Consider the following 12,677-nt stretch of genomic DNA (forward strand, 5'->3'; position numbering starts at 1 on the left):
GCGCCCTTCGAAGTGGTGCGGCCGCTGTTTTCGACAACCGGGGGTGTCCCGACACCCGGTGGCCCAGCGGCCACGGCTCCTCCCACCTGGCGAAAAAGTCTGACTCCCAGCATCGGCGAAAAGTTGGAAGAAATCTGCTCCTTCACTGCTTTCTTCAGAAGTTCTCAGGAAACGTCCGGTTTCCCGCAAACGCCTGTTCTCTAAGGGACTCCGGCTCACACGACCTGGTGCAGCCAACGGACAGGAGCACCGTCGCCGGCATAGCGGAACGGCTCGAGTTCGTCGTCCCACGGTCGACCGAGCAGGCGCTCAACCTCCTCGGTCAGGTCGGCTTCACCGCTGGCCGCCTTCAGCATCGCGGCCTTCAGCCGCTCCTCCGGCACCATGATGTCGCCGTGAACTCCGGTGGTCGCGTGGAAAACGCCCAACGTCGGGGTGAAGGAGTAGCGCTCACCCTCGACGCCGTTGCTCGGCTCCTCGGTGACCTCGAAGCGCAACTTCTGCCAACCGCGAAGAGCGGACGCCAGTTTGGCCGCCGTGCCGGCCTCGGCCTGCCACGACAGCTCGGCCCGATAAGTGCCCTGGGCCGCGGGTTGCGGGGTCCAGTCCAGTTTCACGGGCACGCCAAGGATGCCGCCCGCTGCCCACTCGACATGCGGGCACAACGCTGACGGCACCGTGTGGACGTAAAGAACGCCACGAGTCGTCGCCACCGGGACCTCCTGTGCTCGAGGGGCGCCTTCCCCAGCGTTCTCGAACACCGTCTCGAAAGTCCTGGACAGCTAGTACATAGTGCACCACCGACCCCACCAACACCAGCAACCTCGCCGTGTCAACTACATCACCGTCGTGTCGCAGTTCATGCCCGTACTCCGGACCGCGGCGCCGCGACCCCTCAGGCGGAGCCGCGGACGACCAGGCGAGTCGGGAGGATCAGTGGGCTCGGTTGTTCGCCTGCCATCAGGGCGAGCAGCATGCGGGCCATTTCGCGGCCGAGGGCGTGGATGGGCTGGTTGACGGTAGTCAGGGGTGGCGCAGTGTGGCGGGCGCTGGCGATGTCGTTGAAGCCGACGACGCCTACATCCCCCGGCACCGATCGTCCGGCCTGGCCGAGCACCCGGAGCGCGCCTACCGCCATCTGGTCGGAGGCGATGAACACTCCGTCGAGGTCCGGGTAGCGCTCGAGCAGTCTGCTCATCGCGAGACTCCCGCCGTCCTCGCTGAAGTCGCCGTGCTCGATCCGGCTGCTGTCCAGCCCCGCCACCGCCAGCGCGTCCTGAAAGCCCTGGAGTCGGGCCATACCGGCGCCCTCGTCGATCCGACCGGTGATCGTGGCGATCTTGGTCCGGCCGGCCGCGACGAGGTGTTCCGTCGCCAGCCGGGCACCGCCTCGGTTGTCGGCGTCGACGTAGTACCGCGGCTCGAAGTTCAACGGGCGACCGCCGAACACCACGGGCACTGCGACCTGGTCCGCAAGAGCCGCCAAGGGGTCGTCGCCGTGCAGCGACATCAGCATCACGCCGTCGGCCTGGTGGGTTCGCAGCAACTGCTCGAGCCGCGCCTGGCCGCGCGTGGACGTGGCGAGCGACAGCATCAGCTCGAGGTCGGTCTCCTCCAGCACAGAGTTCACTCCGACGACGACCTCCGCGAAGAAGGGATCCGCGAACATCGCGGGGTCATCCCCCGAGATCGCCAGCACGACCGCCCCGACCTGCTGGGTGGCCAAGGCCCGGGCCGTTGCGTTGGGCACGTATCCCAGGTCGTCGACGGCACGGCGTACGGCTTCTCGTTTGGCGCGGCTGACGTGCGGCGCGTTGTTGATCACCCGCGACGCGGCCGACCGCGACACACCGGCCCGCTCGGCGACCTCATCGAGCGTGGGCTGCCGTCTGGGCGTCTCGGTCGCCACCTGATCCTTCTCCTTGTCTGCCTTGCCTGGCCGAAAGCCTATCCCCGTCATGAGCGGACGAGCCCGCTCATGACCGGACAGCGCCGTCCATGATGCCGCTGATCAACTGACGGCCGAACAGGATGAACACGAGCAACAGCGGCACAGTTGCGATCAGCGTGCCGGAGAACATCAGTGTGTAATCGGTGTAGTACTGCGTTGCCAACTGGCTGAGCGAGAACTGCACGGTCGGGTTGTCCGCCTCCAGGATCGCCAGGGGCCAGAGGAACTCGTTCCAGGTGCCCATGAAGGTGAACAACCCCAGTACTGCGGCACCGGGCCGGAGCGCGGGGGCCACAACCCGGACGAACAGGCCGAACGTACTGCACCCGTCCAGCCGGGCCGCTTCGATGAGCTCATCCGGTACGGCGCGTTCGGCGTACTGGCGCATCAGGAAGACGCCGAAGGCGGAGACCAGGAACGGCACGATGACGGCCTGCAACTGGTTCTGCCAGCCGAGCTTCACCATCACCATGTAGAGCGGCACGATCCCCATCTGCACCGGGACCATCATGGTCGCGAGGACGGCGATCAACAGCGCGTTCCGGCCGCGGAAGCGCAGCTTCGCGAAGGCGAAGCCGGCCAGCGAGGAGAAGAACACCACCGATACCGTGACGGCGATCGACGCGACCGCGGAGTTGAACAGGCCGAGCGCGAAGTTGGCCTGTTCGGCACCGAAGAGCCGGCGGACGTTGGCGCCGAGATTGCCGCCCGGCACGAGCGGCGGCGGCAGCTGGCCGACCACGTCGTTGGACCGGGTGGCGACCACGAAGAGCCAGTAGAGCGGGAAGACGGACAGCACGAGGCTGACCAGCAGCGTCAGATAGACCAGGGTGTTGCCGGACCGCGCGTCACGCCTCGCCCTGAGCCTCATCGGGTGCCGCCCTTCAGCCGCCGCGCGATCAGCGCGTTCACGATCCCCGCGAGCACGGTGAGCAGGAAGATCATCCAGGCGATCGCCGAGCCGTAGCCGTAGTCGAAGTTCTGGAAACTCTGCTCGAACATGTACATCGCGATGGTCTGGAACTGCCGCAGACTCCCGCCCGAGATGTCGCCCTGGCCGAACAGCAGCGGCTCGGTGAACAGCTGCATGCCGCCGATCGTGGACATCACGATGGTGAAGATCAACGCGGGCCGGATCAGCGGCACGGTGATCGCGCGGAACTGGCGGATCGCACCGGCCCCGTCGAGCTGCGCCGCCTCGTAGAGCTCGCGCGGGATCGCCTGGATCGCGGCCAGGTAGATCAGCGCGTTGTAGCCGGTCCAGCGCCAGTTGACCATGCTCGCGACCGCGAACCAGGACGAACCCTTGCTCGCCTGCCAGTCGATCGGGCCGACATCCACCAGCCCGAGCAACCCGTTGACCAGGCCGGCATCCCGGCCGTAGAGCTGCCCGAAGACGATCGCGACCGCCGCGACCGAGGTCACGATCGGAGCCAGTACGCCGAGGCGGAACACCATCAGCGCGCGGATCGGCCGGTTCAGCAGGCCCGCGATGATCAACGCGAAGAACAGTTGCGGCACGGTCGACAGCACGAACAGGCCGAGGGTGTTCACCATCGCGTTCCAGAAGTCCGGGTCGCCCATCAGCCGCGAGTAGTTCGCCAGCCCGACGAAGCCGGCGTCACCCGTCAGGTCCCATGACCGCAGCGAGACCCACGCGGTGTAGGCCAGCGGGAACAAACCGAACAGCGAGAACAGGATGAAGAACGGCGCGATGAAGAAGTAGGGAGAACCGTGCAGATCCAGGCGGTTCAACCAGGCTCGTTGACCGGCGGCCGGCGCGGCAACTTGCCGGACCGGCCGGGGGGTGAGGGTCGCAGTCACTTCTGTACGGCTCGCTTGGCGTCGTCGAGTGCCTTCGTCCACGCCTCGTCGGGCTTGAGCTTGCCCTGCTCGACAGCGGTCAGGGCGTCACCGATGCCGTCGCCGACGACCTGGTTGTCCGGGCCCAGGTAAACCGGGCGAAGACTCTTCGCGGACTGGCCGAAGATCTTTCCGACCGGAGCATTGTTGAAGTATGTGTTCACCGCACTGGACACCGCGGGGTCGTCGATCGCCTGCGGCGATGAGGGGAAGTTGTTCTTCGCCTTGAAGGCCGCGGTCTGCCCCTGCGGGCTGGTCAGGAACTTCGCCAGCTCAGCCGCTTCCTTGGGGTGCTTGCTCTGTGCCGGCACGGCCAGGAACGAGCCGCCACGCACGGCGCCCTCCCCCGGCACCCGGGCCACGTCCCACTTGCCCGCGTTCTCCGGACCGGCCTGGTCCTTGATGACGCCGAGCATCCAGGCCGGGCACGGGATGGTCGCGAACGTGCCCTTCTTGAAGCCCGCGTTCCAGGCCGGGCTCCACATCTGGATCTTGCCGGACAGCCCGGCGTCGATCATCGCGACCGTCCGGTCCCAGGCGGTCCGGACTCCGGGGTTCGTGTCGACGATCAACTTGTTGTCGCGATCGAAGTACGTCTGGTCGCCCTGCTGCATCAGGATGTTCTGGTAGACCGGTCCGGCCGTGTCCAAGAAGCTCACCCCGGTGTCGGCCGCGGCGAAACGCTTGCCGGTGGCAAGGTAGCCGTCCCAGGTCGGCCAGAGCTCGCTTACCCTGGCGCGATCGGTGGGCAGTCCGGCCTTCGCGAACAGGTCGGTCCGGTAACACATGCCCTGGGCCCCGATATCGGTGCCCAGGCCAACGAGCTTCTTGCCGTCCGGCGTCAACGCCTGCTTCCACTTCCAGTCCAGGAAGTTGCCCTGCAAGTCACCGGCGCCCTGGTCGAGCAGGTTCACGAACTGGTCGGGCTTGCCCATCAGCTTGACGAGAATGCCCTCCTCCAGCGCGACGACGTCGCCCGCGCCGCTGCCCGCAGTGAGCCACTGCTGCAGCTTGGGCGTGTAGTCGGCCAGCTTGGCGATGTTCTCCTGCTTGATCTTGATGCCCGGATGGGACGACTCGTACTGCGTGATCAGGTCGTCGTAGCCGAACTGGCCGAACGTCTTGACGGTCAGCGTGACCGTTCCGGCCGCCGCCTCGTCGCCGGACTTCCCGCCGCAGCCGGCAACGAGCAACGCGACCGCCGCTGCGACGGTAAGCGCTTTCCCGCATCGCATGAACATGGACCCTCCTCGGGCCGAACAATGAGACCTACAGAAACTGGAAGCGCTCCCAGCGATACCGGCACTGAGGCCACGGTGACGCCGCTGAGTCAGCGCCCGGCGGATCCCTTCGATCGCTGACGAAGGGCGGTGATCGGCACCAAAACTGGGAGCGCTTCCAGCGACCATAGAGCAACCGGCTCGGTCTGGGAAGAGGCAATTTCGGGCGAATTTCAGTCTTGACACGCCCCGACCCCGTGGGCAGCATGCTCAGGGACGCCGCTGGATCGATGGCCAGAGTTGAAAGCGCTCCCAGCGCTCTTGCTCATTCTCTTGCTCATTCTCTTGCTCTTGCTCTTGCTCATTCTCTTGCTCATTCCCTACCCTCCCGTTCAGCCTTCCGGAGGCACCGCATGTCCACAATCCGACGGCGGGCAGGTACCGCCCTGGTCGCCCTTTCCCTTGCTGTTCCGTTTGCAGTGCCGACCTTCTCCGCCCAGGCGGCCCCAGCCGACGCCCCGCAGTACGAGCGGGTCTTGAACGGGTCCTTCGATTCCGGCAGCAAGAGTCCGTGGTGGAGCAGTGGGAACACCTCGTCGGGTGTCACCGACGGCAAGCTCTGCGCGCAGATCCCGGGCGGCACGGTGAACCCGTGGGACTCGATGATCGGGCAGGACGACGTGCCGCTGGAGAGCGGGCAGCCGTACACGCTGCGGTTCGACGCGTCGGCCAGCCGCGCGGTCCAGTTCCGCACAGCCGTCCAGCTGGCGGCGGCTCCGCACACAACGGTGCTGAACAAGGGGGTCACGGTCGGCACGACGTCGCAGACGTTTCAGTTCACCGGCACCTCGACCGTGACAGATTCGCACGGCCAGGTCACCTTCCAGGCGGGCGGCGCGACCGAGCCCTACACGCTGTGCCTGGACAACATCTCCTTCGTCGGCGGGATCGTGCCACCTGGTGGGGCACGGGATCTCGGCTCTCCGGTGCGGGTGAACCAGCTCGGCTACCTCTCCGACGGCCCCAAGCGCGCGACCGTGGTGACTGCGGCGACGAGTCCGCTCAGCTGGAGTCTGCTGGACTCCGCGGACCAGCCGGTCGCGACCGGTACGACGACCCCGTACGGCGCGGACGCGATGTCCGGGGACAACGTGCAACTCGTGGACTTCGGCACCTTCCGTGGCTCGGGCCAGGGGTATCGGCTCGCCGTCGGGACCGAGCTGAGCGAGCCCTTCGACATCGGCGACAACCTCTACCAGCCGCTCCGCCGGGACGCGCTCGCGTACTTCTACAACAACCGGAGCGGCACCCCGATCGAGGCCGCCTACGTGGGCGACGCCCACGCCCGACCTGCCGGCCATCTCGGCGTCGCGCCGAACCGGGGCGACACGTCGGTCCCCTGCTTCCCGGGGACCTGCGGCTACAGCCTCGACGTACGGGGTGGTTGGTATGACGCCGGAGACCACGGCAAGTACGTCGTGAACGGGGCGCTCGCGGCGTGGCAGTTGCTCGACCTGTACGAGCGATCTGCCGACAATCGCGATCGTGGCGTCGCCGACGGGACGCTCCGAATTCCTGAAGCGGGCAACGGTGATCCCGACGTCCTCGACGAGGCGAAGTGGGAGATCGACTTCCTGCTGCGGATGCAGGTGCCGGCCGGTCAGCCGTTGGCCGGGATGGTCCACCACAAGATCCACGACGAGAAGTGGACCGGCCTGCCGACCCGGCCCGCGGCCGATGCTCAGCCGCGCTACCTCTATCCCCCATCGACCGCTGCCACCTTGAACGTCGCGGCAGTCGGTGCTCGGTGCGCGCGAGTCTTCGCGAGGTGGGATCTCAAGTTCGCGGCGAAGTGTCTGATCGCTGCTGACAAGGCGTGGAAGGCGGCGCAGCAGCATCCCGCGATCTACGCCCCGGACGGCGGCGAAGGCGGCGGAGCGTACGACGACACGAAGGTGACCGACGAGTTCTCCTGGGCGGCGGCCGAGAACTTCGCGACGACGGGTCTTCCGTCGTACAAGCGCGCGATCACCACCGAGTTGAAGGCGGCGGACGGGTTCTCCTGGCAGGAGACCGGTGGGCTCGCGGATCTCGCCCTCGCGCGGGTGCCTTGGCGGCTTTCTCCGCCCGACCAGGCGAAACTCCGTAAGCGCCTCAGCAACGTCGCCGATCAGTATGTCGCCGACATCGGGGCGCAGGGCTACGCCAACCCCTACCTCCCGGCTGACGGGAAGTACGTGTGGGGATCCAACAGCGCGGTGGCCAACAACTCGATGATCATGGCAACGGCCTATGACCTGACCGGCACTCGAAAGTACCGCGACGCGGCGCTGGAGTCGCTCGACTATCTGCTCGGGCGGAACGCGATCAACCAGTCGTACGTAACCGGCTATGGTGAGCGCGCGAGCCACAACCAGCACCACCGGTTCTGGGCCCACTCGTTGGATCCGTCGCTGCCGTCGCCCGCTCCGGGATCCATGGCTGGTGGACCGAACTCCGGGCTGCAGGATCCGGTTGCCCAACGCAACCTTCAGGGATGTTCGCCGGCGGCGTGCTACGTCGACGACATCGGCTCCTACTCGACCAACGAGGTAGCGGTGAACTGGAACTCCGCCCTCGCCTGGATGACCGCCTTCGCCGACGCCGAGGGCCATACTGCGAGCCCGGCCGCAGGTGGCACTCCGACGGCCGGCGCTGCGGCGGGTACTGCGGCGCGTGGTCCGGCCGGTGCTGCAGCGGGTGATGCGGCGCGTGGTCCGGCAAGCGATGCGGCGGGTGGTCCGGCCGGTGCTGCGGCGCGTGGTTCGGCGGGTGCTGCGGCGGGTGATGCGGATGCGCCGGCGAAGGTGTTGGCTAGTCCAGTGGAGCTGACGAACGGGTTCTATGTCGATCCGAACTCGACGCCCGCGACCTGGGTGAAGAGTCATGGCAGCGACTCCCGGGCCGGTAGCATCAACGCCGGCATCGCGACCAAGCCGATGGCCAAGTGGTTCGGCAACACACCGGGGACCACCATCGGCGCTGCGGTCGGCGCGTTCGTCGGAGCTGCCGACAATGCCGACCGGTTGCCGATCCTCGTCGCGTACAACCTGCCTGGCCGCGATGCGTGTGGCGGTCACTCGGGCGGCGGCGCGGGATCACCCGCGGCGTACCGGACCTGGATCGCGGCGTTCGCCGACTCGATCGGCACCCGGCCGGCGATCATCATCATCGAGCCGGACGCGCTCGGCGACTTCGAGTGCATGGACTCCGCGGCCATTGCCGAGCGCAACGGCATGCTTGCTTTCGCCACCCAGCAGTTCCGCGACCGAGCGCCGAACACCTGGGCCTACCTCGACGCGGGCAATGCCGGCTGGGTCCCAGCTGCCACGATGGCGCAACGCCTGAACGGCGCAGGGATCGCGAACGCGCACGGGTTCGTGGTGAACGTGTCGAACTACTACACGACCTCGGCGTCGGTCACGTATGCGACCAATGTGCGGAGCGGCCTGTCCAGCCCGAAACCTTTCGTGGTCGACACCAGCCGTAACGGCAACGGGTCGAACGGCCAGTGGTGTAACCCGGCCGGGCGCAAGCTGGGGACGACGAGTCAGGTCGGCGGCGGCGGTGGCGCGGAACTGCTCCTGTGGGTAAAGGTCCCCGGCAACTCGGACGGCCCCTGCGGAACCGCCCCCACCATCCCAGCGGGCCAGTTCAGCCCCGACCTCGCAGTACAACTGATCAACGGAACGTAGAGCACCGCCCCCTTACGTCCGAAGGATCCGGGGCCCCGCCCCACCCTTCCTCGGACGCAAGGATGCGAGAACCGCAACCAACTCCGTGCGTCCGAAGGACCCGAGGGCACGCCCCTCACCCGCTCGGACGCAACAACCCGAGAACCACAACCAACCCCGTACGTCCGAATGAGCCGCCCCGGCGAGTCCGGAGACTTCGTTACGTGTTTACCGGCCTCGGCGAGACCGGTTCGGTGAGTGTAGTAAGTCTGCTCGGCTTGGATCGGTGTCAGGTCCTGGATCGACTCGTGAGGCCGCTGGGTGTTGAACCAGTGGACCCAGTCCAGGGTCTGGGCTTCGACGTGGTCGCGGTCCTTCCAGGGCCCGTAGGAGTGGATCAGTTCGGACTTGAACAGGCCCATGTGGGACTCGGCCAGGGCGTTGTCGTAGGCATCGCCGACGGACCCGACCGAGGCGTCGACGCCCTCGTCGAGGAGGCGCTGGGTGAACGCGATCGAGGTGTACTGGGAGCCGGCATCGTTGTGGTGCACCAGCCCGGCCAGGTCGGTGACACCGTCTTTTCGGCGGGTCCACAACGCCATCTCGAGCGCGTCCAGGACCAGCGGCGTGGTCATCTGTGTGGCTGCTCTCCAGCCGACGACCCGGCGGGAGAACACGTCGATCACGAACGCGACGTAGACCATCCCGGTCCAGGTCGCCACGTAAGTAAAGTCGGCTACCCACAACCGGTTCGGTGCCGAGGCGACGAAGCGGCGATCGACCCGGTCCGGCGGCCGGTTCGCGGACTCATCAGCGATGGTGGTCCGCGGTGTCTTGCCGCGGACCACGCCACTGATGCCCAGTTGGGTCATCAGCCGTTCCACGGTGCAGCGAGCGACATCGTGCCCCAGTGCCCGTAGATGCAGCCACATCTTGCGCGCCCCGAACAGCCGCACGAACTGGTTCTTGCGTGCCTTCTCGATCTCGCCGATCAGTTCGGCATCGCGGAGTTTCTTCTTACTGGCTTGACGATTCGCGTTGTCGTAGTAGGTGGATGGGGCGATCTTGCAGCCATGCTCGGACAGCACCCTGCAGATCGGCTCGATCCCGAACCGGTCCTTGTGATCGTTGATGAAAGCAACAATCATCGCTGTGGGCGGTCGAGCTCCGCCGCGAAGAAAGTCGCTGCCGACTTCAAGATCTCGTTCGCCCGCCGCAGCTCGGCATTCTCCCGCTTCAACGCCTTCAGCTGCTCCGACTCCTCGGTCGTGACCCCGGGCCGCTGCCCGGCATCGATCTGGGCCCGGCGGACCCACTTGCGCAGCGTCTCGGCCGACCCGATCCCCAGCTTCGACGCAACCGACTTGATCGCCTCGAACTCCGAGCCATAGTCAGCCTTGGACTCAGCAACCAGCCGGACCGCGCGCTCACGGATCTCGGGCGAATACGACGACGGACGTCCCATGGACTTCATCCTTCCAACAAATGAAGTCTCCAGACATGCCGGGGCGGTTCAGAACGACCCGAGGGCACACCCCACACCCGCTCGGACGCAACAACCCGAGAACCACAACCAACCCCCTGCGTCCGAACGACCCGAGGGCACACCCCACACCCGCTCGGACGCAAAAACCCGAGAACCACAACCAACCCCCTGCGTCCGAAGGATCCGGGGGGGGGCCCCACACCCGTTCGGACGCAAAACCCGAGAACCGTGACCGACCCCGTACGTCCGAACGACCCGAGGGCACACCCCACACCCGCTCGGACGCAACAACCCGAGAACCACAACCAACCCCCTGCGTCCGAACGACCCGGGGGCACACCCCACACCCGCTCGGACGCAAAAACCCGAGAACCGCAACCAACTCCTTGCGTCCGAAGGATCCGGGGGCAGGCCCCTCGCTCCTTCGGACGCAAGGACGCGAGGACGCGAGGACGCGAGGACGAGCGGGCGCAAGGACGCAAGGACGTGAGGCGGGGTTAGGGGAAGCGGGACGCTAGGGCGATGCAGGCGCCGGCGGCGGCGAGGGTGAAGAGCATGGCGATGCCTGCGAATCTCGCCGTCACCTCCTTGTCGACCTTGTCGTAACCGACCGAGGAGCCGATGTCCTTGTAGACGTCCTCGAGCTCGCCGGCGGACTCGGCCGTGTAGGCCTTGCCGCCGGTGATTTCGGCGACGCTGCGCAGTTCGGCGCGGTCCGGTGGGACCCGTTGCCGGATGCCGTCCATCTCGATGAAGCCGGAGTCGGTGCCGAAGGTGATCGTGTAGACGGGCGTGTTCTTCGCCTTCGCCGCCTGGGCACCTTCCTGCGCGGTGCGTCCCACGGTCCGCTTGCCGTCGGACAGCAGCACGATCCGACCCGGCGCCGGGTCGTTCGGGTGCTGGGGATCCGGCGGGACCTGGGTGAGTGCCTGTAGCGACGTGAAGATGCCCTCGCCCGTCGCGGTGGACTCCGCCAGCTCGAGCCCGTCGATCGAGCGCTGCACGGTTGCGCGGTCAGTGGTCGGCGGCACGATGATGGCCGCCGTACCGGCGAAGTTGACCAGCGCGACGTTGAACTTGGCCGGCAGCTGGCTGACGAAGTTCTTCGCCGACTTCTTCGCGGCCTCGAGCCGGTTCGGGTCGACGTCGGTGGCCATCATCGACAGCGAGACGTCGATCGCGACCACGATGGTGGCCCGCTCCCGCGGCACCTTGACCTGGGCCTTGGGCTGCGCGAACGCCAGGATGCAGGATGTCGCCGCTAGCAGCGCCATGACGACCGCCAGGTGCCGGCGCCACTGCGGCCGCCGCGGTGCGACCCGGTCCAGCAGGGCGATGTTGGTGAAGCGCAGCGCGTACTGCGCTCTGCGGTGCTGGAGGTAGATGTACCCCGCGATGACGAGCGGGATGAACAGCAGGAACCACAGTCTGGCCGGAGACAGGAACTGCATCAGCGAGCCACTCCCTTCGGCGGTTGGTGCAGGCGTGGCGCCATTCGGCGGTAGGCGAGGACGAACCGCACGGTGTCGGCGACCCAGTCGCGGTCGGTCCGCAGAACCAGATGCCCCGCTCCTACCCTACGTAGGGCGATCCTGGTTCGTTCCCGCTGAGCAAGTGCGGCCGCAGCATATTCCTCGCGAACCCGGCGCTTACGGGTGTCGATCTCACGGATCGCGCCCGTCTCCGGATCGCCGATCATGACCACCCCGATGTTCGGCAGTTCCAGCTCGCGAGGGTCGACGATCTCCACCGCCAGCACCTGGTGCTGCGCGGTCAGCTTGCGCATCGCTCGCTCCCAGGAGGGTTCCAGCCGGCTGTCGATCTCGCCGTCCTCCGGGGTGAGGAAGTCCGACACGATCACCCGCAGGCCGCGCTTGCGCTGCGTGCGCGCCATCGAGTCGAGCGCGCCGGCGAGGTCGCTGCGGGCCTGGTGGTCGCCGTTGCCCTTCTCCGCGAGCAGTGCCCGGAGCAGCCCGTAGAGCGCCAGTCGACCGGATCGCGCCGGCCAGCGGCGCAGGGCCGAGTCCCGAAGCATCAGGCCGCCGAAGCGGTCGCCGAGCCGATGCGTGAGGAACCCGACGGTCGCGACGGCCGCTACCGCGAGTTCACGCTTCTCGAGCTGGCTGGTGCCGAAGTCCATCGACGCGGACAGGTCGACCATCGCCCAGGTCTCCAGCTCACGGTCCGCGATCAGGTCGCGGACGTGCGGAACCGTAGTACGGGCTGTCACCGCCCAGTCCATCCGGCGGACGTCGTCGCCGACCTGATACTCGCGGGCCTCGGCCAGCTCGGTGCCGGGGCCCGGCAGCAGGCCGAGGTGCTCACCGTGCAGGTAGCCCTCGAGCCGGCGGACGACCGTCAGCTCCAGCCGGCGCAGCGCACGCTCCGGAGCGAGCTGCGAGATCGTCATCGCAGCCCGGGGGTCAGGTCGCTTGGCTGCCATA

8 protein-coding genes, 1 pseudogene and 1 other annotated feature are annotated in these 12,677 nt (G+C 67.2%); of the genes and pseudogenes, 1 reads left to right on the forward strand and 8 read right to left on the reverse strand.

Annotated elements, in window-relative coordinates; genetic code table 11:
* Positions 1 to 215: 215 nt before the first annotated feature.
* From ABD210_RS17750 to ABD210_RS17770, 5 genes are all read right to left on the reverse strand, one after another.
* Positions 216 to 713, reverse strand: a complete 498-nt coding sequence (locus ABD210_RS17750) for a DUF3145 domain-containing protein (protein ID WP_132193951.1) — start codon at positions 711 to 713, stop codon at positions 216 to 218.
* 182 nt (positions 714 to 895) lie between these two features.
* Positions 896 to 1,909 (reverse strand): LacI family DNA-binding transcriptional regulator, encoded by a 1,014-nt coding sequence (locus ABD210_RS17755; RefSeq protein ID WP_344112695.1) that lies wholly within the window; start codon positions 1,907 to 1,909, stop codon positions 896 to 898.
* Positions 1,910 to 1,976: 67 nt separating this feature from the next.
* Positions 1,977 to 2,822: a carbohydrate ABC transporter permease gene (locus ABD210_RS17760; RefSeq protein ID WP_344112697.1), complete on the reverse strand. Its 846-nt coding sequence runs from the start codon at positions 2,820 to 2,822 to the stop codon at positions 1,977 to 1,979.
* Positions 2,819 to 3,775: a carbohydrate ABC transporter permease gene (locus ABD210_RS17765; RefSeq protein ID WP_344112698.1), complete on the reverse strand. Its 957-nt coding sequence runs from the start codon at positions 3,773 to 3,775 to the stop codon at positions 2,819 to 2,821. The genes ABD210_RS17760 and ABD210_RS17765 overlap by 4 nt, the downstream gene beginning before the upstream one ends.
* Positions 3,772 to 5,055 carry an ABC transporter substrate-binding protein gene (locus ABD210_RS17770; RefSeq protein WP_344112699.1) on the reverse strand — a complete coding sequence of 428 codons (1,284 nt, stop codon included), beginning with the start codon at positions 5,053 to 5,055 and terminating at the stop codon, positions 3,772 to 3,774. Before ABD210_RS17770 ends, ABD210_RS17765 begins: the two co-directional genes overlap by 4 nt.
* 392 nt (positions 5,056 to 5,447) lie before the next feature.
* On the opposite strand from ABD210_RS17770, the gene ABD210_RS17775 reads away from it, so the two are divergent.
* Positions 5,448 to 8,768, forward strand: coding sequence for a glycoside hydrolase family 9 protein (locus ABD210_RS17775; RefSeq protein WP_344112701.1), 3,321 nt, complete (start codon positions 5,448 to 5,450; stop codon positions 8,766 to 8,768).
* A gap of 218 nt (positions 8,769 to 8,986) precedes the next feature.
* Here the strand turns inward: ABD210_RS17775 and ABD210_RS17780 are convergent.
* The 3 genes and pseudogenes from ABD210_RS17780 to ABD210_RS17790 all read right to left on the reverse strand — a co-directional run.
* Positions 8,987 to 10,212 (reverse strand): annotated as a pseudogene (locus ABD210_RS17780) (IS3 family transposase); the annotation flags it as partial.
* Positions 9,803 to 9,934, reverse strand: a sequence feature (AL1L pseudoknot). (Overlaps the previous pseudogene by 132 nt.)
* A gap of 518 nt (positions 10,213 to 10,730) precedes the next feature.
* Positions 10,731 to 11,684 (reverse strand): VWA domain-containing protein, encoded by a 954-nt coding sequence (locus ABD210_RS17785; protein WP_344112702.1) that lies wholly within the window; start codon positions 11,682 to 11,684, stop codon positions 10,731 to 10,733.
* Positions 11,684 to 12,676: a DUF58 domain-containing protein gene (locus ABD210_RS17790; protein ID WP_344112704.1), complete on the reverse strand. Its 993-nt coding sequence runs from the start codon at positions 12,674 to 12,676 to the stop codon at positions 11,684 to 11,686. The genes ABD210_RS17785 and ABD210_RS17790 overlap by 1 nt, the downstream gene beginning before the upstream one ends.
* Position 12,677: the final 1 nt, after the last annotated feature.

Origin of the sequence: Kribbella alba (assembly GCF_039529635.1) — a bacterium.
Lineage (GTDB): Bacteria > Actinomycetota > Actinomycetes > Propionibacteriales > Kribbellaceae > Kribbella > Kribbella alba.